Source organism: Pseudochrobactrum kiredjianiae (genome assembly GCF_030362795.1).
Taxonomy (GTDB): domain Bacteria; phylum Pseudomonadota; class Alphaproteobacteria; order Rhizobiales; family Rhizobiaceae; genus Pseudochrobactrum; species Pseudochrobactrum kiredjianiae.
Window position 1 is genome coordinate 36,311 of record NZ_JAUCBM010000001.1, and the last position, 24,626, is coordinate 60,936.

Consider the following 24,626-nt stretch of genomic DNA (forward strand, 5'->3'; position numbering starts at 1 on the left):
ATCATGTCAGCCTTACGCTTTTTCCGCCTCGGTATTCTGTCTTTCGGTGCGCTGCTGTTTCTCGCACCTTATATCTGGATGCTCTCCACCGCAGCCAAATCACAATCCGATATTTTCTCGTCTTCGCTCAGCCTGATACCCAAAAACTGGGCACTGATTGAGAATATCACCAAAGCTTTCTCCCGCGTACCAATGGGGCTGTTGTTATTCAACGGCGTGCTGGTGTGTGGTATTATTCTGGTGGTTCAGGTCATTATCGCTATCCCTTGCGCTTATGCCATGGCCAAGCTGCGCTTTCGTGCAGCACAGGTGATGATGAGCGCCGTAATGCTCGGCCTGCTAGTCCCGATCCATGCCACGGCGCTGCCTTTTTATCTTGGCTTTGAACGCACCGGCCTGCTGAACAGCTATTTCGCCATCAGCGCACCGTTCTTCATCTCGGTGTTCGGCATCTTCCTGTTCCTGCAATTCTTCCGCTCAATGCCCGATGATCTGATCAATGCCGCCCGCCTCGACGGCATGTCGGAAACCGGCATTGTCGCCCGCGTTATTGTGCCGAATGCATGGCCTGCAATTACTGCCTTCGCGATTTTCTCAGTGGTTGCCCACTGGAACGATCTGTTTTGGCCGCTGATCGTGGTGACCGGTATGGAAAAAGCCACGCCGCCGCTGGGTCTGCTCTATTTCCGCGCGGCTGAAGCCGGTGATGACTATGGCGCGCTGATGGCCGCCACGCTGATTATCACCCTGCCCCTCGTTCTTGCTTTTCTGGCGGCACAACGGCGCTTCATTGAAGGCATCACCATGACCGGCCTGAAAGGCTGAACCCTCCCCCCCCCTGTAACGCCCTTCCTCCCCGCATTTACGGAGCCTGTAATGACATTCTTCTCCCGTACTCTGACTGCCGCCGCCCTTCTGACCGGCCTGTGCAGCACAGCTCTCGCAGAAACCACGCTCAATGTGCATTATCCGATGCCGGGTTTCTTTCAGGATGTGATGGCCAATATTTCCAAGAAGTTCATGGAAGAAAATCCGGATATCAAAATCCACTTCGTCAATCCGTCAGCGACTTATGAAGACGGCATTCAGCTGATTATGCGCCAGAACGGCACTGCTGAACTGCCGGATGTCACCTTTACCGGTCTGAACCGTCTGCGTATTTTGAGCGAACGCAATATCAGCCTTGATCTGAAGCCACTGATTGAGAAAGAAACCGATTTTGAAGCACAGGGCTTTACCCAGACCATTCTGAATCTTGCTAAAACCGGCGACCGTCAGGTTGGTTTGGCTTTCGCCACCTCCAACCCGATCATGTATTACAATGCTGACCTGTTTAAAAAAGTCGGCGAAAATCCGGATACGCCTCCTGCAACATGGGATGATGTCATCCGCATCGGCGGTAAAATCAAAGCGCTGGGCAACGGCGTTCAGGGCATTGATTTCCGCTGGCAGGGCGATGACTGGATGTTCTCCGCGCTGCTTTTCGGTGCAGGCGGTCAGATGCTTTCCGATGATGAAAAACAGGTTGCCTTTAACGGCGCTGAAGGTGAAGCCGCCTTTAAAACACTGGATCCTATGGTGAAAGAAGGCGGTCTGCCGGTCTTTACCAAAGACGCCGGTGAACAGGCCTTTGCTGCCGGTAATGTCGGCTTCTCCTTCCAGACCACCGGTGCCTTGCGCAATACAATTAAAAATGTCGGTGATAAATTCGACATGCGTACGGCCAAAATTCCGCTGCTCAATCCTGAAAAAGGCCGTCTGCCAACCGGCGGCAATGCCGTTGTTATCCTGACGTCTGATGATACCAAAATTGATGCCGCATGGAAATTTGCCAAATTTGCTGCCGGCCCTTACGGCGCATCAGTTGTTGTGCCGGGCACCGGCTATGTGCCGAATAATGAGCTGGCTGCCAAATCCGACGAGTATCTCGGCAAATTCTATGACGAAAACCCGCTGTTCAAAGCTGGTCTCAGCCAGATGAATATTATGGTGCCTTGGTATGCTTTCCCGGGCTCTAACGGTGTGAAAGTCACTCAGACAATCGTTGATAATCTGTCCCGCGTGGTGGAGCAGAAAGCAACACCGGAAGAAGCCCTTGCCGATGCAGCGGATGAAGTGAAGAAGCTGCTGCCACGCCGCTAATTACATCTGACAAGACTGAAACCAGCAGCTTTAAACTGCTGGTTTTTTCTTTTGTCCCGTACGCTGTAATGTTGCCAGTGCCACACCGAAAGTGGTCAGAACCATACCGGCAATCTGCACTAGTGTCAGCGTTTCCCCAAACAACAGATAGGCCATAATCGCCGCTGTTCCCGGTACCAGATAAAAGAACGACGCGACTTTAGACACTTCGCCCTGTCCGATCAGGATCAGCAGCAGCAAAATTGCACCGATCGACAAAACCAGCACCAGCCAGACCATCGCAAACAATAATTCACCGGACCAGATCACGGTCTGCGTTTCAAAGCCGAGCGACAACAGACCGGTCAGAATACCCGCCGCGATATATTGCACGGTCGTACCGGTTTTCAGATCAATTTTCACCGCAAACCGCTTTTGCCATACCGTGCCAATACTGATCGCCAGCACCGCCGCCAGCGCCGCGCTCAAAGTCGCCGGATTAATACCGCCGGAACTGAGCGAAAATTTCGGCGCCACCACCAGTGCCACACCACAAAAACCAATCAACAGCCCCAGCCATTGCCGTGGTAACACGACCTCGCGCAAGAATAGCGCTGCGATCAGCGTGGTAATCAACGGCTGCAAGCCGGACACCAGCGCCGTCATCCCTGCAGGCAAACCGTGACGCACTGCCCAGAATACGCCGGAGAGATAAATCCCGTGAATGAGACAGCCGACAATTGCCGCATTCACAAGCCCGCGCCTGTCCGGCCAGCGGGCACCGGTTGCCAGTGCCCAGACTGCCAGAATAATTGCAGCAATGAAAAACCGTGCCGTCATGAACCAGAAAGGCTCGGCATAAGGCATGGCAAAACCGGCACCGATAAAACCGGTTGCCCAGAGAAAGACGAATAAAGCGGGGAAATATTTGACTGGCATGATCTGTATCTGTTTCGAAACAATCTACTCGGCTTATCCCTGCCGCTGTGCCACGCCAAGTGTTAAACGCTTGCCAATCACTTTTGGCTTTGCCATGAAGCATGAATGACACACTCCGATGAAAACAAAACCATCTGCATTTATGTCGATGCCGATGCCTGTCCGGTTAAAAACGAGATTTACAAAGTTGCTGAGCGCCATCGCATCAGAACCTTTGTTGTCGCCAATAGCTTCATCGCCATTCCGCGTGATGAACCGCTAATTGAACGTGTGATCGTCCCTGCGGGTTTGGATGTGGCTGATGACTGGATTGCCGAGCGATCACGTGCCGGTTGCATTGTTATCACCGCCGATATTCCGCTGGCGCATCGTGCAGTTACTGCCGGTGCGGTAGCCATTGCACCGGATGGCCGCCTGTTCAGCGCGGCCAATATCGGCAATATTCTTGCCACCCGCAATCTGATGGATGAGCTGCGTTCCGCCAATCCGGTATCTGCCGGTCAGTTTGGTGGTGCAAAACCATTTTCAGCCCGCGACCGCTCCGCATTTCTCTCGGCGCTTGATCTTGCAATTGTGCGTCTGAAACGCGACGGCTTCACCGCATAAGCGGATTAACTGGCACGCATCGTTGCTGTTGCCACACCGGCACCGATCAGCAATGTGCCGCCGGTGCGGTTGAAAGCACGCAAAATCCGCGGACTTTTAAACAGCGATCGTGCGCGATGTGCCGCAAAGGCATAAAGAAACGCATTGCTGAAAGACAGCACCAGAAATGTTGCTTCAAAAATCAGCATCTGTGTCCAAAAATCACCGTGCCGGTTGAGAAACTGCGGCAGAAATGCCACGAAAAATGTAATGCTTTTCGGATTAAGAGAAGTCACCAGCCAAGCATGTGTCAGCATTTTCAATGGTGACACATCGGCTTCCCGCGCTTCCGACTGCATAGAGGCGCCGGAACGGAATAATTTGATACCAAGCCAGATCAGATAGGCCGCACCCAGCCATTTCACAATTGTAAACACGATAGCAGATGTGGCCAGCAATGCGCCAATGCCAAGCATGGACAGCGTCATCGCTGTAAAATCACCCAGCGCCACACCAACAGCCATCGGCACAGCCGTGCGCCAGCCCTGCCCCAGCGCATAAGACACCACCAACAAGATCGTTGGTCCCGGTATGACCAGCAAAACGATTGAGGCTGCTGTAAAAGCTAGCCAGACATCCAGACCCATTGGAAAAACTCCCCCGAAAAAGCAATCTGAACAGAATTATATCGCTCTGTAAAATCACTTTTTTCGGAAAATAGATTCGCCTTTAGCGGCGTAGATTCTTTGCGACATTCACCAGATTAACGGCATCCTGTCCTGCCCAATGTGCGGGTCCGTTCATCGCCGCAATCTGGCAGCCGGTTTCATCAACCAGTAAAGTCACGGGCAGGCCAAATGCCAAGCCTCTGCGTTTCAGATCATTAAAAACGGTCAAACTGGCATCGCGATAAAAGCCGAGCTTTTCAACACCAATTTCATTGAGAAAATTCTTGGGCTTGGAGATAGCACCGGTGTCGATATTCAGTGCAACCACTTCAAAATCGTCACTGCCTTGTTCGGCCTGCAATGTATCCAAAGCAGGCATTTCCTCCCGGCAAGGCGCGCACCAGCTTGCCCAGAGATTAACCAGCAGGGTTTTGCCTTTCATGTCGCCGATGGTGGTTTTTGAGCCGTCAGGGGCATCAAATTGCAAATATGTCAGCAAAGCAGGCTTATCCGATGGCTGCATTCCGGCAACGTCACCGGTTGCAGCAGCCGACAATTTAGCGAGTTGTTCCTCACTCAAAGCACATTTTGCATCATCTGCGGCCGCTGCAGTGACATTACTGGACGTATTCTGTGTCGGAACAACATTGCCAGAAGGCGGTTCCATCACGTATACCGCAACAGCACCGGCCAAAAGTCCGGCGATACCGGCAAACAAAATCATCTTCGGGCTGATTGCGCTTTTCGGTTTCGTCTCTTTATTATCTTCGGCCATAATATCGTTCTTTTTACTCAAAGTTTCGGCTCAGGTATGCGCGCATGACGACAGAAAAATCCAGCAACCAAATGTGGGGTGGCCGTTTCGCCTCAGGTCCCTCTGCCATTATGGAAGAGATTAATGCTTCGATCGGTTATGACCGCAAGCTCTATGCACAGGACATTGCCGGATCGCTGGCGCATGCTGCCATGCTTGCCAAGACCGGTATCATCGCTGCAGATGATCACAAACAGATCTCCGATGGTCTCAATACCATATTAGCCGAGATCGAAAATGGCAAATTTACCTTCTCGCGCAAGCTTGAAGACATTCACATGAATGTGGAAGCCCGCCTTGCAGATCTGATCGGCGCTCCGGCCGGTCGTCTGCATACGGCACGCTCCCGTAATGATCAGGTCGCGCTGGATTTCCGTCTCTGGGTCAAGAATGAGCTGGAAAAAACCGCTGCCTCGCTGAAAATTCTGATCGAAGCCTTCCTCATCCGTGCAGAAGAACATGCCGGCACTGTTATGCCGGGTTTCACCCATTTGCAGACCGCTCAGCCGGTGACCTTCGGCCACCATTGCATGGCCTATGTGGAAATGTTCGGCCGTGATCTCTCCCGCGTACGCGATGCGATTGAACGTATGAATGAAAGCCCGCTCGGTGCGGCAGCGCTGGCCGGTACCGGTTTCCCGATCGACCGCCACATGACTGCCGAAGCACTTGGCTTCCGCGAACCAACCCGTAATTCCATCGACAGCGTTTCCGACCGCGACTATGCGCTGGAATTTCTGTCGATTGCTTCGATCTGCGCAACGCATCTGTCGCGCTTAGCAGAAGAAATCGTGATCTGGTCAACCTCGCAGTTCAATTTCATCCGTCTGTCCGATGCTTTTTCGACCGGCTCCTCCATCATGCCGCAGAAGAAAAATCCGGATGCCGCAGAACTGGTACGCGCCAAAACCGGCCGTATCACCGGCTCTCTGGTCGGCCTGCTGATGGTGATGAAAGGCCTGCCACTGGCCTATTCCAAAGATATGCAGGAAGACAAAGAAGCTGTCTTTGATGCAGCCGAATCTATTGAGCTGGCACTCGCAGCCATGAGCGGCATGGTTTCCGACCTCACCGTGATTGAAGCCTCAATGAAAAAGGCTGCCGGTTCCGGTTATTCCACTGCAACGGACCTCGCCGACTGGCTGGTGCGTGAACTCGGCCTGCCATTCCGCGAAGCGCATCACGTGACCGGCCGCGCCGTTGCACTGGCAGAATCGAAGAAAGTTGACCTGTCCAAACTGACGCTGGAAGACATGCAGTCGATCCATCCGCAGATTAATGATGCAGTCTTCGGTTTCCTCACTGTGGATAAATCAGTGAAAAGCCGTCAGTCTTTTGGCGGCACTGCGCCACAGGAAGTGCGCCGCCAGATCAAATATTGGAGAAAACGCCTGATTAAGGCCTGATTAGTGCAACTGATACCAAACGGAACCGCATTACGGTTCCGTTTGTCACGTCTTCAAAGATTTGTGTTCGTATCTGAACAGTTTGCGTTAGCCTTCAATTGAGTTAAGACTGTGCGCTCATACACACGGCTCTCCGGCCAAACACCAATTTCAGGATATTTTTTATGAATAGCCGCGTATTCATGACCTCTGTGATTATGCTTGTTGCCGTTGGCAGCATTGTAACCGGCTGCGGACGTCGCGGCGCACTGGAAGCGCCTGCCAATGCTACCGTGCATGACGACTGGCGCAAACAAGACCAAAAGGCCGTCGAAGAAAAACCATTTATTCTGGATAAGCTGATCTGAAGCTAACTTCAGCACTAAACGCATTACCAGCAAGGTGGGAACCGGATTTTTAATGCCAGAGTCCGATACAAAACCTGTTCTTAAAGCCGACAGCAAGCTCTATCGCCTGCGCGTCAAAGCGGCGCTGGTCTTGTGCTTTGAGCGCCTATGGCCGCTAATATTACCAGTTTTGCTGTTAATTGCGCTGTCGGCAAGTCTGGCGTGGCTTGGTCTGTTCCAGATGATGCCGCGCTGGCTGCATCTCACAGTTCTCACAGCTTTTGCTCTCGCATTTCTCTACTGCCTGTTTCGTTTTCACCAGTTCCGCCTACCGGATGACCAGACAGTCAACAGCCGGATTGAGCGTGAAAACAATCTGCTGCACAGCCCACTACAGATCAATGATGATCAACTTGCCGGACAAAGCGATGATCCGCTGGCCCAAGCTCTCTGGCAGGAGCACCGCAAGCGCATGGCAGCGCTGACTGAGCGGTTACACGGTTTTCTGCCGCATCCCGCTATTCCGCAACGCGATCCTTATGCTGTCCGCGCTGTGGTCATTTTGCTGTTTGCTGCAACTGCGGCTTATTCTGTTAGTCCCTCTTCGGGAAAACTCAGCGATCTGTGGACCCCACCGGCAGGTTTTGCAGGGCCGGAAGGCCGCATTGATGCATGGATTACTCCGCCCGCTTATACCGGCAAAGCACCGGTCTTTTTGAGCGCAGCCAATCTCGATAGCAAACCTCTGGATGTGCCGCAGGGCAGTATTCTCAGTGTTCAGATCAGCGGCAGTTCCCGCAATCAACTGACACTGACCGGTCAGGATGGTAAATCCTATCAGGTAGAGGCCAAACCGGCATCTGGCGCAACAGCCAATAGCGCGAATTTTGAATTACCGCTTAGCAAATCCGTTACCGCACAATTGCAGGCAGGTTCCCGTCAGCAGGCATGGCAGTTCAATGTCACGCCGGATACAGTGCCTGTGGTCGAATTTACCCGCAATCCGACCTATGCGCTCAACGGTACGCTTGAGCTCCACTATAAAATAAGTGATGACTACGGCGTCACCAAGTTACAATCTGATATCAAGCTACTTGAACAGCCTGACATTTCAGGCCAGTCGCTGACAGATGTACCGGAATTACGACTGTCATTCCCAAAGCGCGGTAAAAACAGTGCAGATGAAATTACCGCGCTGCAGGATCTGACCATGCATCCGTGGGCAGGCAAATATGTCTCCCTGCAAGTACAGGTAACAGACGATGCCGGACAGACAGGCACGAGTAAAGAAATCCGCTTTGTGCTGCCCCAGCGCCCGTTTATTAATCCTCTGGCACGCGCTTTAGTCGAACAACGTCAGATATTGGCGCTGGACAGTAGTCAGAAAACCTCCGTTATCCAGATGCTGGATGTGCTGACCATGTATCCGCAAACCACCATTGCTAATGTCAGCCATTATTTGGGTCTGCGCTCTGTGCGGGAACGCCTGAAACTGGCACGCAACAATGAAGACCTGCGTGAGATCGTTGCCTATATGTGGAATGTGGCACGCGGGATTGAAGACGGACAGCTTTCCGAGGCAGAAAAAGCGCTGCGTGCGGCTCAGGAAGCACTCAGTCATGCATTGCAGAACAATGCCGGTCCTGAGGAAATCGCCCGCCTTACAAAAGAGCTGCGCGAAGCCATGAACCGTTACTTAAACGAAATGGCACGCCGTCAGCAGACCAATCCGAACCAGAATGCACAGAATAATCCCAATGTCCGTGTGCTCAGCCAGCGTGATATCGACCGGATGATGCAGCAGATTGAAGATCTGGCACGTTCCGGCAATCATGCGGAAGCACAGCAAATGCTCTCGCAATTGCAAGAAATGCTCAACAATCTGCAACCCGGACAAAGCGCTCAGCAAGGTCAAGGCCAAGGTCAGGGACAGGGCAATGGTGCGCAGCAGCAGCTCAATAAGCTGGGTGATCTGATGCGCCGCCAGCAGGAGCTGATGAATGAGACCTTCAAGCTCGATCAGCAACTGACGGAAACTGACGATTATAATTATGACGGTGAAGGCGAGCAGAGCCCGAAAAACGGCACCTCACGACAAGAAACCGAACAGGCGCTGAAAGATTTGCAGCAACAGCAACGCGATTTGCAAAGCGAACTGAACAAGCTGACTGATGAGCTGAAAAAGCAGGGTCTGGAATCTTCCAAGGAAATGAATCAGGCACAGAATTTCATGGGTCGCGCAGGTCGTTCGCTCGGTAACGGAGAAAGCGGACAGGCGACAGACCAGCAGGCCGAAGCGCTGGATTCATTGCGCCGTGGTGCTCGTTCCATGATGCAGCAATTACAGCAAGCACAAGGACAAGGTGAAGGTCAGGGCCAAGGTCAGGGACAGCAAAATGGTGAAGCCCGCGATCCGCTGGGACGTGGAACCGGTCAGGGCAGTTCCGATGGCAAAGGCACACAGCTGCCGAACCAGATTGATATTCAAAAAGCACGTCGTATTCTCGATGAAATCCGCAAAAAGCTCGGCGATGCTTTAAGCCCTCAACAGGAAAAAGAATATCTGGAGCGCCTGCTGCAGCGCGATCAATGATGACTATTTGTTTTACGCGCATCTTTTCTGATCGAAGCGAGATTAAGAAATCAGTCCAGTGGACTGATTTCCTCGCGAAGGCGGTTCCCACTTTTCGGGATGCGCTCTAATAAAAAAGCCGCTCATCTGTATGAGCGGCTTTTTTAACAACATATATCCGGAACGACTTATTTCGGCGCATCCATGACACGGCCGACATAAGGCAGCTGGCGGAAAGAATGCGCAACGTCCATGCCGTAACCGACAACGAAATAATCAGGGCATTCAAAAGCGGTGAAATCCGCATAGAGATCAAGCTTGCGGTGTCCCGGCTTGTCCAGCAGCACAGCAATGCTGACACTACGTGCGCCGCGTGACATCATCAGTTCACGCACGAAACTCAGGGTTTTGCCGGATTCAAGAATATCATCAATCAGCAGAATGTCGCGGCCTTCAACTTCACTGTCTATATCGCGAACCAAACGGATGTCACCACCCTTCGTACCTGCACCATAGCTGGATACAGTGATGAATTCCACATCCGGCTCAACACCGGCATCATGCATGGCACGGATCAAATCCGCTGCAAAAATAAATGAGCCTTTGAGAATAGAAACCGCCAGCGGCCGCTCCAGCTTACGCTCAGCAATTTTTTGTGCCAGTTCACGATTGCGCTCTGCAATCTGCTCTGCACTGAAAAGAACTTCAATATTTCTGCCACCTACGTCAGGCATAAACACGTCTCCGGTCTTTATCCGCATTATGAATTTACATTACGCAGTTTCGAACGGAAAACCGGTTTCCACTTTTCCTGAAACTGCTTGAACCGAAATAGCTCCGGCAAGAAAAAAGTAGCTGTTACAGCACTACGCCCTTGGCTGAAAGGGCAGTTTTACATTATTTACCTTTGTTATGCATCAAATCTGCGTTTTTGATGGTTATACACAAGCGGCATCAAGAGAACGCGACGAAAAATTTCTGTTCTTTTTTCAACCTCAAAATGCCAAACTTGCGTGCAGATTAACGCGAGATTAACCACATCAGTCAATGGTCGGCAATCATAAGACGCAGAGCAAAAATAATCGGGAAACTGGATAGTGATTCGTTTTGAAAATGTAGGATTACGCTACGGTATGGGATCGGAAATCCTGCGGGATGTTTCCTTTCATATTCCGCCGCGCTCCTTTCAGTTTCTCACCGGCCCGTCCGGCGCCGGTAAAACATCGCTGATGCGCCTGCTTTTCATGGCACTGAAACCGACACGTGGCCTGATTAGCATATTCGGCAAAGATATCTCCACGATGGAGCGCAGTGAAATTCCGCTGCTGCGCCGCCGTATCGGCATCGTCTTTCAGGATTTTCGCCTGCTCGACCACATGACCACCTATGAAAATGTCGCGCTGCCTCTGCGCGTTCGTGGCAAGGAAGAAGCCACCTACCGCCATGAAGTGCAGGAGTTGATGCAATGGGTCGGACTGGGTGATCGTATGCATGTCCTGCCACCGGTGCTGTCCGGCGGGGAAAAGCAACGTGCAGCGATTGCACGCGCACTCATCGATCAGCCGGAAATTTTGCTGGCAGATGAGCCGACGGGTAACGTCGACCCGCCACTGGCACGCCGTCTGCTGCGTTTGTTTGCCGAGCTTAACCGCTCCGGCACCGCCGTTATCATTGCCACCCACGACCTGACTCTGATGGATCAGGTTGATGCACGCCGCATGATCCTCGATCAGGGAAGGCTTGATATTTATGGCTGACCTGCGCGCAACGATTGATCATTATCACGGGATTTTTCTGGAACTGCTCGGCAAGCGCAAACGTGAAAAGCGCGGACCAACGCCGATTGTGCCGCCGGTCAGTGTTTCCGGCACTACGTTGATTACGGTGATCGCGATTATGACTTTTCTCGCATGTCTCACGATTGGCGGGGTTAGTCTGGTGCGTGCGTCTGCTGCCCAATGGCAGAGCCAGATTTCACGTGAAGCAACAATTCAGATCCGTCCTGTAGATGGTCAGGATATGGAAGCGGCTCTTGCACAAGCAGGGCAAATAGCATCCGGTTTTGCCGGTGTAACAGGCACCGCTATTGTTGACCGCGCAGCCACTGCCCGTCTGCTGGAGCCGTGGCTTGGCACTGGGCTGGATATTGACGAATTACCGGTGCCGCGCCTTGTGGTTGTGACCATTGACGAGCAAAACCCGCCGGACTTTGAAACCCTGCGCTCAGAACTGCAAAAGAATATTCCGAGTGCCAGTTTTGATGATCATCGCACTTGGGTGGATCGTCTGGTCTCTATGGCGCATACAACCGTGCTGATTGGTATGGGTGTGTTGTTTCTGATGCTGTCTGCCACCGTATTGACAGTTATTTTCGCCACCCGTGGCGCTATGGCCGGTAACAGCCATATTATTGAAGTGCTGCATTTTATCGGTGCAGAAGCCCGCTTTGTCGCCCGCGAATTTGAATGGCATTTCTTTCGCACGGCGCTCAAAGGCGCATGTTTCGGTGGTGCTGCGGCCTTGCTGGTGTTTCTGATTATCTCATGGTGGACGTCACGCAATCTGGCGACACCGGAAGGCGATCAGGCAGCAGCTTTGTTTGGCAGTTTCTCCATCAACCGCGAAGGCTATATCGGCATTGCAGCTACGATCATTATTGTCAGCATTCTTACAATGCTAACAAGCCGCCTCACGGTTATCCGGCAGCTTAAAGACATGGACAGTATCAGTGGCAGTAAAGATTAGGCATGCCTTGAAAAGGCGACAAAGCAAAAGATTAGAGTACCATCTGATAAAATCAGAATGTACTCTAAAAGACTGATTTGCGCCGGTTATGCTAAACTGCGCTGACACGAAGATATAAACAGGCCAAACGGCAATGCACGTGCAACACAACGCTTCTGATCCTGCAGACCACATCCTACAGGATGCTGCACAACCGGCCGTCACTGCCGGTCAGAATGCCCGTGACCAGCGTTCAGATAACAGTGTCATCCGGCATTGGCTGAAACGTCTGCGCCGCCGTATTCCGCCCGTTGCTGTCGTGTTGTTCTCCCTGATTGTGGCTCTGGGCATCGGTTTTGTTATTTTCAGCGAGCATATCAGTAATCTCGAAACACCGGTTTCAGATCAGAAGGCCGATGCGATTATTGTCCTTACCGGCGGTAAGGCGCGTATTGAAGTCGCCCTAGAACTGCTGGCTGAAAAACGCGGCGAACGTCTGCTGATCAGCGGCGTGCACCCCTCGACAAAACGCGAAGCTCTTCAGCGGATCACTGGTGCGGATGCTGCTCTTTTTGCCTGCTGTGTTGATCTCGACCGCTCTGCCCTGAATACGATCGGCAATGCGGTTGAGAGTGCCAAATGGATCAGGCAGCATAATTATAAGCGCATTTTCATTGTGACCAATAATTACCATATGCCACGCTCTATACTGGAATTATCGCGCCATATTCCAGATGTCGAGCTGATCCCCTATCCGGTGATTAACAGCGATCTGAAAAATAATTGGATGCATCAGGGCGATACACTGCGCGTACTTTTTACGGAATATATCAAATATACCGGCGCGCTTGCCCATATCAGCCTTGGTCAGGGCAGTTAAAATCAAGGCGCAGGCTCACACCGTGCATGTCCGGAATTGATAAGCGCCCGGTTTTCTTCTATTTGAAGAACCGCTCCGTTTAAAACGGAACCATTTTACCTCATGCACGTATAAAAGGCTGATACAAGATATGCTCATAGCCATCCGGTCAGTGCTGTTTAATCTGGCATTCTATATCAGCCTGATCATCCAGATGATTCTGTTTCTTCCGCTCACATTGCTGTTGCCGCGCAAAAAGGCATGGATTGTTCCTAAATTCTGGGCGCGCTCCAATCTTTTTCTGCAGAAATATATTGTCGGCACCGATTTTGTAGTCGAAGGCACAGAAAACTTGCCGGAAGGTGCCTATATTTGCGCGCCGAAACATCAGTCTTTCTGGGATGTCTATGCATTTTTATCTTACATACCCGATCCGGTTTATATTCTTAAACGCGATCTGATGCGTATTCCGCTGTTTGGCTGGTATCTGAAAAAGATGAAAATGATTCCGGTTGACCGCGGCACAGGGATTAAAGCTCTGCATTCCATTTCCGGCGGCACACAAGAGGCTATCGCAGATGGTCGCCAGATCATGATTTATCCGGAAGGGACGCGTCGCGCCCCCGGTGCGCCGCCTGCCTATAAATATGGTGTGGTGCATCTCTATATGAATCTGGGTCTGCCGGTTGTGCCTATTGCTCATAATGCCGGTCTGTACTGGCCGCGCCGCAAATTCATGCGCTATCCCGGCACTGTTCGTTGCCGTATTCTGCCGCCGATTGAACCGGGTCTGGACAAAGACACATTTCTGAAGCGCCTGATGGAAGCCACAGAAACCGCTTGTGATGAGTTTCTCGTACAGGCCTCACAGGATAAAAATCCGCCGCCAATGCCGGCGACAGCCAAAACGCGTCTTGCTGAATTAAAGGCACAGGGTGCAAAGGCAGCAGATGCCGTGACGGACACCGCGCCCAAAGCCTGATAGCGCCGCCCGATTTTACGGACATGACAATAAGCCGCTTTATATGAAATTGCGTTTTTGTTGCACGGTTCCACGAAAACCGATATCAGAACGCCAAATGAAAGGACACGCCCATGAATATTGATGCCATTTCCATCGGCTCCAACCCTCCTGAAGACGTTAACGTCATCATCGAAGTACCGGTCGGCGGACACCCGATTAAATATGAGATGGACAAAAATGCCGGCGCTTTGATCGTCGACCGTTTTCTCTACACACCAATGACCTATCCGGGCAATTACGGTTTCGTACCGCACACATTGTCGGAAGATGGTGATCCGATTGACGTTCTGGTTTGCAATACCCGTCCGCTGATCCCTGGCTGCGTGATCAATGTTCGCCCGATCGGCGTTCTGGTTATGGAAGACAATGCCGGTAAAGACGAAAAAATCATTGCCGTTCCATCACCAAAGCTGACCCGTCGTTATGAAAAAGTTCATAACTACACTGATCTGCCGGAAATCACTTTGCAGCAGATTGCTCATTTCTTTGAACATTACAAAGATCTGGAGCCAGGCAAATGGGTGAAAATCGGCGATTGGGGCGATGAAGATTACGCACGTAAATTCATCGTTGAAGCGATCGAACGCGCTAAAAACGCCAAATAATTGCTATATGGCCTGTCTCCCAAGAGGCCATATTATAGCAGCTAGAGCATAATTCCTTAAACCTGGATCAGTTTAAGGTGAAATTATGCTCTCATTTTAAAGTGTTAGAGCGAGTTTTGTGTGCCAAGTATGGCACACGGCGCTCTAATAAAAAAAACCCGCTTTTCAGCGGGTTTTTTATTGCTTAGCTCAGTAGTATCGGCGCCAGTGTATTCCACATAAACTGACGAATGAAAAAGATCGCCAGCAGCAGCACAATCGGCGAAATATCAATACCGCCAAGATCCGGCAGAATTTTACGGATCGGGCGCAATGCCGGCTCTGTCACCTTGTAGAGAAATTCACCGATTGAGGCGACAAAGCGGTTACGGGAATTGACCACGTTAAAAGCATACAGCCAGGAAAACACCGCACTGGCAATGATGATCCAGGTATAAATATCCAGCGCCAGATCAACGGTGCGCAAAACTGCGAGCATAAATGTCTCCTACTCAATCGGATTGTTCAGTGCAGCCAATGCTACACAGGGTGAGACACATTTAAACAGCGACAATGTCATTCACAAGATCACTGACCGGAAAAAGTCAGTCCGCATGTCTGTAAATCCGGTAATTTTCTTAAAGTCTAGCAGGCGGAAGCAATTGTAAAACCGCTTCCAGCAACTCATCGCGAATATCCATTACCTGCAAATGACGCACTGTATTAATAACATAATCGCAGTTCGGCCCTGCCTGACCATGAGCATGACCAACCAATGCGGCCATTGCCTGTGCAGTTAATCCCCCCGCATATTGCACATGCAACGGGTCTGCCACGTAAACCAGCGCCTCAATCTGACGGCCATCTGCGAGTTCTACCGGCAAATATTTCTCCAGATAAACACCACTGACCTGCTCGCGTTCGCGCAAATAATCCAGTACCGGTGCTTTATGACCGGCAGAAACACGAAATGCCTGCCCGTGACAGAAGCCACCGCTATTCAATCCCAGTACCAGCCCCGGCAATTCCGGCGTCCCGCGATAGACATGGGAATAGATGCAGAGCGAACGGCTGAAACCGTGCAGCAATGCCGGAAGATTCTCCGCACTGTCAAAACCCGGTCGCCACATCAGGGAACCATAGCCAAAGACCCACAGATCTGAACTGCTGTCAGTCAGTTTATCGCGGGGCATAATATCTGGGTGTAAACTCTGCTCTGAAGCCATTCGTTTGCTTTTGCTTGTCAGTTAGAATTCATATATTGCATAGTCAACTTTAAGATACAGTTTACACTTTGTATGCTGTATTTCCCAACAGGCTGCGTTTTTCAGACAGTTCTTTATATAGAAAAATGCACCTCAATAAGACATTTATATAAAAAACAATGCCGGATGATCCAGTATCAGCGCGGAATTGTGATGAAACATGATTATAAAAGAGTTCTTCTGCCCTGTCAGCAGAGCGCCCTTTGAAATCCGAGAGGCATGGTATGGTAGCTAAATCGCGTCCATCCCCGCAAAGCTCAAAGCGCATGACAAAGGGCATTCTCATTGTCCTGTCTATTGTCGCTTTATACAGTGCGGGCTGGTTCTATCTGGCATCATTGGCAAAAGACCGCGTCAGTGCGGAGCTGGCTAAGATATCGGGACAGGAAAACACTCTGAAATGCCATTCGCTTTCAGCGCGCGGCTATCCGTTTTCGATGTATATCAGTTGCTCCGGTTTCAACTACCGCGATCAGGACCAGACACTGAATGCAGCAACCAGTGCGGTTGATGTAGGCGCGTCCATCTTCTCCTTCCGCACCGTTAAGACACAACTCACAGGTCCTGCGGCCGTTGCCTTATCCGGTGCCGATCCGGTCAAAGCAGACTGGAGCAAGCTATACGCTTCAGCGCATACGGACGGGCGTACAGCTCAAAACATCAATCTCAGCGCGGAGAACCTACGCCTGCAAAGCATTAAAGCAGAGAATGAAGTTGACGCTCCGGCCGTGTCTTTGCTTGAGCTGCAATTCGAACTGAACAGCCTTGAAGAGCCGCTGAAGCTTAAAATGACATTTGACGATCTGCGCCTGACCGGTAAGACGCCGCTGGCGGCGCTACCGGAACTGGACGGCCTGATCGATATCAGCTCTCCGGAAAGTCTGGCTTCATTCAAAGAGCCGGATGAAAATGGCAGCGTATTGCGCGGCAAATCCCTGCAACTCAACCAGATGCTGTTTTTGCTTCCTTCAGGCGCTAGCCTCAGCATCAATGGTCCTTTGACAGTTGATGCTGAAGGGCTGACCAATGCCGACCTGAAAATCCGCCTGACCAATACTGCTGCGCTCGGTCAGACTTTACAGGCCGCCTTCCCCGATCAGGCCAAGAACATTAACACCGTGATTTTTGCTCTTGGCTCCATGCCCAAAGATGACACCGGTGCCACCATTGTTCCGGTTTTGATTAAAGAAGGCAAAATCAGCGCGGGCTTTATCCCGCTGGGCCGATTACCACGGCTTTAATACAAAAAAACCCGCCGAAATGGCGGGTTTTTCATTTTCATGTAGTGCAATACAAAATCTGAATCAAAAAGCGATAGACCGCAGCGAAAATGGTAATTTCGAGAACCGGAGCGCAGTGTACTTAAATGTACATGAGCACCGGAAGCGCAGAAATTGCCATTTGCAGCCAGGTATAGCGTCTTTTAGATCAGATTTTAGGCTTGCTTGCAGCCTCGCTTATTTTGTTGGCTTGCTTGCAGCTTCACGGCCAAAGTTCGGTGCATCCACTTCCTGACCGGCATCAATAATACCACGCCGGATGGCACGGGTACGTGTAAACAGGTCAAACAAGGCATCACCGTCACTCCAGCGGATTGCCCGCTGCAATGATGCCAGATCTTCCGAGAAACGTCCCAGCATTTCCAAAATAGCATCCTTGTTATGCAAACAGACGTCGCGCCACATTGTCGGGTCAGATGCCGCCAAACGGGTAAAATCACGGAAACCGGAAGCGGAATATTTAATCACTTCCGATTCAGTGACCTTCTCCAGATCATTGGCAGTACCGACAATATTGTAAGCAATGATATGCGGCAGATGCGAAACGATCGCCAGCACCAGATCATGATGCTGCGGATCCATCTGATCTGTCTTCGAGCCGCAAGCTTCCCAGAACGCATTGAGCTTTGCCAGCTCGTTCGTATCTGTATCCGGCAAAGGTGTGAGAATACACCAGCGATTGATGAACAGATCGGCAAAGCCTGCATCAGGCCCTGAATATTCCGTACCGGCAATCGGGTGTCCCGGAATGAAATGTACATATTCAGGCAGTTCCGGCTGCATCTGAGCAATGACCGAACCCTTGGTAGAGCCCACATCAGTGACAATCGCACCGGCTTTCAGACTACTGGCAATCTGGCTTGCAACCAGACCGGATGATCCGACAGGCACGGAAACGATTACCAAATCGGCATCACGAACAACTTCAGCATTATCCGTGGTGTAGCTGTCGCCCAATCCCAGTTCTTCCGCGCGTTTCAGCGTTTCCGGACTGCGTGTGGCAATAGCAATATGACCAGCCAGACCCTCACGGCGAATGACACGAGCCAGTGACGAACCGATCAGACCAATACCAATCAGCGCAATTTTATTAAAATGAATATCAGACATATCAGGACTTCAAAAATTCTGTAAGAGCGGCAATCACGCCGCGATTGGCTTCCTCCGAGCCGATGCTCATCCGCAGGGCTTCGGGGAAACCATAGGATGTGACACGACGCAGAATATATCCTTTGGACTGCAAATACTCGTCCGCTTTGGCAGCAGACTTGTTCTGCGTGTCAGGAAAATGTACCAGCAGGAAGTTGGTGACCGATGGTGTCACCTTCAAACCGAGTTTGGTGAACTCGTCTGTCAGCCACTGCGCCCATTCAGCATTGTAAGCGCAAGCCTTCTGCACATGGTCGCGGTCACGGATGGCCGCACTACCGGCAGCAATCGCCGCACTATTCATGTTGAAAGGTCCGCGAATACGGTTCACCGCATCCGTGACATGCGCGGGCGCATACATCCAGCCAATGCGCAGAGCAGGCAATCCGTGGATCTTCGAGAAAGTGCGGGTCATCACCACATTATCGCTCGCTGAGACCAGCGCTACACCGGCTTCATAATCGTTTTTACGCACATATTCCGCATAGGCGGCATCCAGCACCAGCAGAACATGCGGCGGCAGACCGGCATGCAGGCGCTTCACTTCCTCAAACGGCACATAAGTACCGGTCGGATTGCCCGGATTGGTGATGAAAACAACTTTGGTCTTGTCTGTAACCGCAGCAAGGACTGCATCAACATCAATCACCGTGTCATTTTCTTTCACGATAACCGGTTTTGCACCCGCAGCCAGTGTCTGAATTTTATAAACCAGAAAACCGTGATCGGTGAAAATCGCCTCATCCCCCGGCGCCAGATAGGTCTGGCACAACAGGCCGAGCAGCTCATCCGAGCCGTTGCCACAGAGAATATTTTCAATATTCAGGCCTTGCGTTTCCGCAATCGCCTGACGCAAGGCCATGACTTCACCGTCCGGATAAGAGCTTAGATAATGATCGGTTGCACGATAGGCTTCAACAGCATGCGGGCTTGCACCCAGCGGGCTTTCATTGGCAGACAACTTGTGAATCTTGGCAACACCCTGAACAGTGGCTTTACCAGGAACATAAGCAGCAATATCCATGACGCCGGCTTTAGGTGTCGGGCGTTGAGCTTTCGCGAAATCGTTCATCATTCTTATCCAATATTAAGAGCCTGTATTGTTGAAAGTGAGTATTCATGAAACAACATATCGGACTATAATCAGCGGTAAAAAATACCGGTAAAATTTCCGATACGCGATCTGACCCTAGCGGCATAAACCGCATCGCAGAACAAGTCGAGAAGAAACCTTAATTTTAAGCTCTCTGCGCTGCTGACACAGTGAAATTTCGGTTTCAAACCACTAGATTCTTTACTTTGTCGCCGTATCATGTCCATTAAGTTAATCCGACTTCAGGTGTGATGCTCCGGCACCACCGCAAATACAAAAGCATACGTATTTATGACACTATCCGCTGAAACCGCCGCCCCGTCAGACAGCCGTAATCAGGAAGCAGTTCAGCCGAACAGCCCTGTGGTGTTTTTTGGTGAGGACAAACCGCTACAACTCGATAGCGGCTCGGTTCTGAGCCCGTTTCAGATTGCCTATCAATCCTATGGCACACTCAATGCCGATAAAAGCAATGCAATCCTGATCTGCCATGCGCTGACCGGCGATCAGCATGTGGCCAACACCAATCCGCTCACCGGCAAAGACGGCTGGTGGACATCGCTTGTCGGTTCCGGCAAGCCGATTGATACAGACCGCTATTTTGTGTTGTGCTCTAATGTTATCGGCAGTTGCATGGGCTCAACCGGCCCCGCATCTGTCAATCCGGCAACCGGCCAGCCCTATGCCCTTGATCTACCGATCATCACCATCAGCGATATGGTGCGCGCGCAGGCGATGCTGGTGGAACATTTCGGTATTGAACAATTGCTGGCAGTGGTTGGCGGTTCTGTCGGCGGCATGCAGGTACTGCAATGGGCATCGAGCTACCCGGACAAGGTTTTCTCTGCTGTGGTACTAGCCAGCGGTGCACGGTTATCCGCACAAAACATCGCCTTTAACGAGGTTGGCCGTCAGGCTGTGATGGCTGATCCGCTCTGGCTCAACGGGCAATATCTCACGCAATCCGATACCGTCCCGCGCAAAGGCCTGTCCGTTGCCCGTATGGCTGCGCATATTACCTATTTGTCGGAAACCGCATTGCACCGCAAATTCGGCCGCAATTTGCAGGATCGTGCGAATATTACTTTCGGTTTTGAAGCCGACTTCCAGATTGAGAGCTATCTGCGCCATCAGGGCAATAGTTTTGTTGACCGGTTTGATGCCAATTCCTATCTCTATCTGACCCGCGCCATGGATTATTTCGATATGGCAGCAGAGCATAACGGCTTGCTGGCCTCTGCTTTTACCGGCACCAAAACCCGCTTCTTTGTCGCCTCTTTCTCCAGTGACTGGCTGTTTCCGACCTCTGAGAGCCGTCTGGTTGTCCATGCCCTCAATGCGGCCGGTGCTTCCGTTTCCTTTGTCGAGATTGAAACCGATCGCGGCCATGATGCTTTTCTGCTTGATGAGCCTGTCCTGTTTTCAACAGTAGACGGTTTCATCCGCTCTGCAGCCCGCGCGAAAGGTCTGTAATCCCATGACTGATACGAAAGCCGGAACCGGCGATACGACACTTTTCGCGCAGAATGCCACGGAAAATCTGCATATCCATAACCGTGTTGATTTCGATATTATCGCATCGCTGGTGCGTCCGGGTACACGTGTGCTGGATGTCGGCTGCAGCGACGGCGAATTGCTGCAATTGCTGCGCGATACCCGCAATGTCGACGGGCGTGGCGTTGAACTGTCGCAAAGCGGCGTAAACCAGTGTCTGATGCGCGGCCTGTCGGTGATACAGGGCGATGCCGATCGTGATCTGGTCTATTATCCGGATTCCAGTTTTGACTATGTGGTGCTGTCGCAGACTTTGCAGGCCACGCTTAATCCGAAGAAAGTTCTGAGCGAGCTCTTGCGCATCGGCGAGCGCGCCATAGTCTCCATTCCCAATTTCGGCTATTGGCGCGTGCGCGGCTCATTGCTGTTTCGCGGGCGCATGCCGGTGACCAAAGAACTGCCATTCAGCTGGTATGATACGCCAAATATTCACTTCTGCACGATCCGTGATTTTGTGGATATGACGGAAGAAGTCGGCGCAACGGTAGAAGATGCAGTGGCACTCAACCGTAACGGCGAGCGCATGCCGTTCAGTCTGCCATGGGGCATGTGGAACCTGCTCGGTCAGCAGGCTGTATTTTTGCTTAAGCGCTAAACAGTTTTCTTGAGCGAATTATTGACCGGAACGCTCTCGTGGATCGTGAATTGTCACCTTCACCGGTTGCTGGCGTGCCGTTCCCTGCGGGGTCAGCACCGGCACGAAAACGCGTCGTGACGAGCGCTTCAGCACCGGTAATCCCTGATAAAGACGCTTATGCGCCTCGCCGATAACCACACCGCCAAAAAGCGGCCAGAGACGTGTGCCAACACTCTCAATCAGGCCGGATGATTGTTGCAGCCAGCGCCAGCGCGTCGGCGGTACATGCAGCGCATTGATGACTTTGCCCGGCGTAAAATTGGCTTCCCTGAAAGCCTGTAACAACTGCCCGCGACTGAAGGGGCGGCCACTGCCGAAAGGCGTATGTTCCATTCGTGCCCAGACACCGCGACGGTTCGGTACAACGACAATCAGCTGCCCGTTCGGGGACAGAACACGCCAGATTTCCTTCAGGGTTTCGGAACTGCTTTCTGAAAATTCAAGCGTATGCACCAGCAGAATACGGTCAACAGAACTGTCCGGCAAAGGCAGCTCCTCATCGTAAACCAGCGCAGTGCTTACAGCCTGATCGTGCGGCCAGCCGGTTGCGCCCTGCCTTGCCGGCATAAAGGCAAAGGCACGCTCCGCACGGGATGCAAAATGATTGAGATAAGGCAGCGTATAACCAATGCCGACCAAGCGCTCCTGCGGCATCGGCAACCATAGAGGATCCAGTGCAGAGGTAATGACCGAAGACGCCAGCTTACCCAGAGCCGTTGCGTAAAATGATTGCAGCTCAATAATATCCAGATGCATCATTTTTCCTGAATCAGTTCACCTGTCGGCAGCACATAAACAACCGGCAATCTGTATTAATTATTGCCAGCAACCAAGGTTTTTACCTTTGAGATTATGTGAGTCCACTTCCATAATCAGCCCAGGATCATCACGCATCAACATATAATAAGCACGCTGCTTCATATTGATTTTCTGCCAGCCGGCACATTCCTTAGGCAGTTCAACCTGTTCAATCGTGACTTTTTCAGTCCATGCCGTAGCTGTACCTGTGCAGCCCGCCAGCAAAGCGATCAAAGGCAGACACAACAGCCTGACATTAAAAATCTGTCGGCGCTCAAACATAAACATCAATACCGGCACTCCGGAAACCGTTTCAATTTTATCCCGAAACCTCAAAGAGCATAAGAGAATACTCCTGATCCGAGCCTGACGGTACAACACTTTAAAACAACGTAACAGTGTGAAAACAACAAACCTGATGATAATCACATTATCCGCATATTGCAAAATGCACTATTTTATGAAGTTGACTATGGTGTATTTTCAATATTAGTTAAATGTAATAATAATATAATTATGTAATTCAAAATATAAATATTTAAATCAACTATATATAAAATCAATTGCGAAAAATATATTTGATTAAAAGAAAAACCGTAGCATATTGTGCAAATAAATTTCTTTTATATTTATCTCAGCAAAAACAGGGGAATGCGCATGCCTAACACTCCCTCTACATTGAACAAATTGTCTGCAGAGTGTTTCGGAACATTCTGGCTGGTCTTCGGTGGCTGCGGCAGTGCCGTCCTTGCAGCGGCCTTTCCTGAACTCGGCATCGGTTTTGCCGGTGTTGCTCTCGCCTTCGGTCTGACAGTATTAACAATGGCTTATGCCGTGGGCGGCATTTCAGGCGGGCATTTCAATCCTGCCGTTACGCTCGGCCTCACTCTGGGCGGGCGCTTTGAAGCAAAAGACCTCATCCCTTACTGGATTGCCCAGCTGGTCGGTGGCATTCTCGCCGCAGCCATTCTGTATTTCATTGCCAGTGGCAAAGCTGACTTCAGCGCAGGCGGCTTCGCATCTAATGGCTATGGGGATTTATCACCGGGCAAATACAGCCTTGGGGCGGCTCTTGCCATTGAAGTGGTGCTAACGGCCTTTTTCCTGATTATTATTCTCGGCTCTACCTCTTCGCGGGCACCGGCAGGCTTTGCGCCAATTGCTATCGGTCTCGGGCTGACACTGATCCACCTGATTTCTATCCCTGTAACCAATACCTCAGTCAATCCGGCTCGTTCCACAGCAGCAGCCCTGTTTGCAGATACTGCTGCTATCAGCCAGCTATGGCTATTCTGGGTCGCCCCGTTGATCGGTGCGGCACTTGGCGCAGTGATCTGGAAAGGCTTGCTCAACAAAGATTGAAATATAACTAGAGCGCCGTGCGCCAGTCTTGGCACACAAAGGTCGCTCTAACACTTTAAAATTAGAGCATAATTTCACCTTAAACTGATTCAAGTTTAAGGAATTATGCTCTAATAAAAAAGGCCGTCTTTGACGGCCTTTAACATTCATGCACCAAAGAGACTGACAGCCATTATTCAGCTTTTTCAGCTTCAGCGTCCTTTTGCACCTCAGCTTGTGGCAGCGATGCCAAAGCTTCGCGCATTGATTGCGCACGTTCAGCCACCCGTAATTTCAAACCAATGCGCTGCTGCTGATCAACACCGATCAGCTCAGCAATCCGCCACATAATATTATCTTCAATCTCACCGACATCACCATCAGCATAGACCATTTCCCACAGAACTTCGATAAAGTTTAAGCGGGCAGGCACATCAAGATGGCGTTTCAAAACACTGGTAAAACGATAGAGATCAATCGATTCCTGATCGGCTGCTTCCGCAGCTTTAATCAGTGCCTGTAAATCATCACCCTGCAAATCATAAGCTTGCGAAAGCAGATCAGACAGACGCCTGCGTTCTTTTTCATGCTGCTCGCCGTCAGCCTCAATCACATGAAACATCAGAGCTGCCGCAGCCAGACGCGGATCTTCATCAGAGAATGTTTGCTTTTTCTTAGTCGAATCCAAACCGGGTAATTCTTTGAAAAAACTGATCAGACGCTCAAACATACATACTCCAGTGCCTATACGCAGCCCGTAACAGGTCTGACCATAGTGCACACATAATGGAGAGCCAAGCGCAGAGCCGTGTTTTGCAGTCTTCGCAGGTACTAAACTTCCGCAGAGTCACCAAGCAGCAACAAAAAGCCGGTTTTTGGCCTGTATT

General features: G+C 51.1%; 26 protein-coding genes. 15 read left to right on the forward strand and 11 right to left on the reverse strand.

The genetic code is table 11. The features are described 5' to 3' along the window. The first annotated feature begins 3 nt into the window (after positions 1-3). On the forward strand, positions 4-825 hold the full coding sequence (locus tag QUF18_RS00195) for a carbohydrate ABC transporter permease (protein WP_289384213.1): 822 nt from the start codon (positions 4-6) through the stop codon (positions 823-825). A gap of 51 nt (positions 826-876) precedes the next feature. Next, on the forward strand, positions 877-2,142 hold the full coding sequence (locus tag QUF18_RS00200) for an extracellular solute-binding protein (RefSeq protein ID WP_289384214.1): 1,266 nt from the start codon (positions 877-879) through the stop codon (positions 2,140-2,142). A gap of 30 nt (positions 2,143-2,172) precedes the next feature. Here QUF18_RS00200 and QUF18_RS00205 read toward each other — a convergent pair whose 3' ends face one another. Further along, positions 2,173-3,060: a DMT family transporter gene (locus QUF18_RS00205; protein WP_289384216.1), complete on the reverse strand. Its 888-nt coding sequence runs from the start codon at positions 3,058-3,060 to the stop codon at positions 2,173-2,175. A gap of 105 nt (positions 3,061-3,165) precedes the next feature. Between QUF18_RS00205 and QUF18_RS00210 the strand changes: the two genes are divergently transcribed. After that, complete coding sequence (locus QUF18_RS00210; RefSeq protein ID WP_289384218.1) at positions 3,166-3,666, forward strand: YaiI/YqxD family protein; 501 nt, start codon at positions 3,166-3,168, stop codon at positions 3,664-3,666. A 5-nt stretch (positions 3,667-3,671) separates the two neighbouring features. On the opposite strand, the gene QUF18_RS00215 is transcribed toward QUF18_RS00210, so the two are convergent. Next, complete coding sequence (locus tag QUF18_RS00215; protein WP_289384220.1) at positions 3,672-4,292, reverse strand: LysE family translocator; 621 nt, start codon at positions 4,290-4,292, stop codon at positions 3,672-3,674. A gap of 82 nt (positions 4,293-4,374) precedes the next feature. Beyond that, entirely contained in the window at positions 4,375-5,088 is a 714-nt protein-coding gene (gene tlpA / locus QUF18_RS00220) for a thiol:disulfide interchange protein TlpA (RefSeq protein ID WP_289386053.1), read from the reverse strand. Positions 5,089-5,132: 44 nt separating this feature from the next. Here tlpA and argH point away from each other — a divergent pair, with 44 nt between their 5' ends. From argH to QUF18_RS00235, 3 genes are all read left to right on the forward strand, one after another. Then, complete coding sequence (gene argH, locus QUF18_RS00225; protein ID WP_289384221.1) at positions 5,133-6,533, forward strand: argininosuccinate lyase; 1,401 nt, start codon at positions 5,133-5,135, stop codon at positions 6,531-6,533. 164 nt (positions 6,534-6,697) lie between these two features. Next, positions 6,698-6,880, forward strand: coding sequence for a lipoprotein (locus tag QUF18_RS00230; RefSeq protein ID WP_113943872.1), 183 nt, complete (start codon positions 6,698-6,700; stop codon positions 6,878-6,880). Positions 6,881-6,932: 52 nt separating this feature from the next. Next, entirely contained in the window at positions 6,933-9,452 is a 2,520-nt protein-coding gene (locus tag QUF18_RS00235; protein WP_289384226.1) for a TIGR02302 family protein, read from the forward strand. A 167-nt stretch (positions 9,453-9,619) separates the two neighbouring features. Here the strand turns inward: QUF18_RS00235 and hpt are convergent, their stop codons facing one another. Continuing rightward, positions 9,620-10,165, reverse strand: a complete 546-nt coding sequence (gene hpt / locus QUF18_RS00240) for a hypoxanthine phosphoribosyltransferase (RefSeq protein WP_289384228.1) — start codon at positions 10,163-10,165, stop codon at positions 9,620-9,622. 363 nt (positions 10,166-10,528) lie between these two features. Between hpt and ftsE the strand changes: the two genes are divergently transcribed. The 5 genes from ftsE (at position 10,529) to ppa (ending at position 14,643) form a co-directional block, all read left to right on the forward strand. Beyond that, the gene (ftsE, locus tag QUF18_RS00245) at positions 10,529-11,188 is read left to right on the forward strand and encodes a cell division ATP-binding protein FtsE (protein WP_289384231.1); all 660 of its coding nucleotides are present in this window, start codon (positions 10,529-10,531) and stop codon (positions 11,186-11,188) included. Beyond that, a complete protein-coding gene (locus QUF18_RS00250) occupies positions 11,181-12,176 on the forward strand; it encodes a cell division protein FtsX (protein ID WP_289384232.1) in 996 nt (331 codons plus the stop codon). The genes ftsE and QUF18_RS00250 overlap by 8 nt, the downstream gene beginning before the upstream one ends. 139 nt (positions 12,177-12,315) lie before the next feature. Next, a complete protein-coding gene (locus QUF18_RS00255) occupies positions 12,316-13,035 on the forward strand; it encodes a YdcF family protein (RefSeq protein ID WP_289384233.1) in 720 nt (239 codons plus the stop codon). A 130-nt stretch (positions 13,036-13,165) separates the two neighbouring features. Beyond that, positions 13,166-13,996 (forward strand): lysophospholipid acyltransferase family protein, encoded by an 831-nt coding sequence (locus QUF18_RS00260; protein ID WP_289384235.1) that lies wholly within the window; start codon positions 13,166-13,168, stop codon positions 13,994-13,996. A 113-nt stretch (positions 13,997-14,109) separates the two neighbouring features. After that, entirely contained in the window at positions 14,110-14,643 is a 534-nt protein-coding gene (ppa, locus tag QUF18_RS00265; protein ID WP_289384237.1) for an inorganic diphosphatase, read from the forward strand. A 184-nt stretch (positions 14,644-14,827) separates the two neighbouring features. On the opposite strand, the gene QUF18_RS00270 is transcribed toward ppa, so the two are convergent. Next, positions 14,828-15,121: a YggT family protein gene (locus tag QUF18_RS00270; protein WP_122005985.1), complete on the reverse strand. Its 294-nt coding sequence runs from the start codon at positions 15,119-15,121 to the stop codon at positions 14,828-14,830. 139 nt (positions 15,122-15,260) lie between these two features. Then, the gene (locus QUF18_RS00275; protein WP_289386054.1) at positions 15,261-15,800 is read right to left on the reverse strand and encodes a gamma-glutamylcyclotransferase; all 540 of its coding nucleotides are present in this window, start codon (positions 15,798-15,800) and stop codon (positions 15,261-15,263) included. Positions 15,801-16,111: 311 nt separating this feature from the next. Here QUF18_RS00275 and QUF18_RS00280 point away from each other — a divergent pair, with 311 nt between their 5' ends. Beyond that, a complete protein-coding gene (locus QUF18_RS00280) occupies positions 16,112-17,128 on the forward strand; it encodes a DUF2125 domain-containing protein (RefSeq protein ID WP_289384241.1) in 1,017 nt (338 codons plus the stop codon). A 216-nt stretch (positions 17,129-17,344) separates the two neighbouring features. Here QUF18_RS00280 and QUF18_RS00285 read toward each other — a convergent pair whose 3' ends face one another. Continuing rightward, positions 17,345-18,277, reverse strand: coding sequence for a prephenate/arogenate dehydrogenase family protein (locus tag QUF18_RS00285; protein WP_289384243.1), 933 nt, complete (start codon positions 18,275-18,277; stop codon positions 17,345-17,347). Position 18,278: 1 nt separating this feature from the next. Continuing rightward, positions 18,279-19,388, reverse strand: a complete 1,110-nt coding sequence (gene hisC / locus QUF18_RS00290) for a histidinol-phosphate transaminase (protein ID WP_289386055.1) — start codon at positions 19,386-19,388, stop codon at positions 18,279-18,281. Positions 19,389-19,700: 312 nt separating this feature from the next. Here hisC and metX point away from each other — a divergent pair, with 312 nt between their 5' ends. Both metX and metW read left to right on the forward strand, forming a co-directional pair. Beyond that, positions 19,701-20,882: a homoserine O-acetyltransferase MetX gene (gene metX, locus QUF18_RS00295; protein ID WP_289384245.1), complete on the forward strand. Its 1,182-nt coding sequence runs from the start codon at positions 19,701-19,703 to the stop codon at positions 20,880-20,882. Between the two features lie 4 nt (positions 20,883-20,886). Then, complete coding sequence (metW, locus tag QUF18_RS00300; RefSeq protein WP_237121247.1) at positions 20,887-21,558, forward strand: methionine biosynthesis protein MetW; 672 nt, start codon at positions 20,887-20,889, stop codon at positions 21,556-21,558. Positions 21,559-21,576: 18 nt separating this feature from the next. Here the strand turns inward: metW and QUF18_RS00305 are convergent, their stop codons facing one another. Continuing rightward, positions 21,577-22,356 (reverse strand): class I SAM-dependent methyltransferase, encoded by a 780-nt coding sequence (locus QUF18_RS00305; protein WP_289386057.1) that lies wholly within the window; start codon positions 22,354-22,356, stop codon positions 21,577-21,579. Positions 22,357-22,416: 60 nt separating this feature from the next. Further along, positions 22,417-22,686 carry a hypothetical protein gene (locus tag QUF18_RS00310; protein ID WP_289384248.1) on the reverse strand — a complete coding sequence of 90 codons (270 nt, stop codon included), beginning with the start codon at positions 22,684-22,686 and terminating at the stop codon, positions 22,417-22,419. 369 nt (positions 22,687-23,055) lie between these two features. Between QUF18_RS00310 and aqpZ the strand changes: the two genes are divergently transcribed. Next, complete coding sequence (gene aqpZ / locus QUF18_RS00315) at positions 23,056-23,760, forward strand: aquaporin Z (RefSeq protein ID WP_289384250.1); 705 nt, start codon at positions 23,056-23,058, stop codon at positions 23,758-23,760. A gap of 172 nt (positions 23,761-23,932) precedes the next feature. Here the strand turns inward: aqpZ and QUF18_RS00320 are convergent, their stop codons facing one another. After that, positions 23,933-24,469, reverse strand: coding sequence for a tellurite resistance TerB family protein (locus tag QUF18_RS00320; RefSeq protein WP_289384251.1), 537 nt, complete (start codon positions 24,467-24,469; stop codon positions 23,933-23,935). Positions 24,470-24,626: the final 157 nt, after the last annotated feature.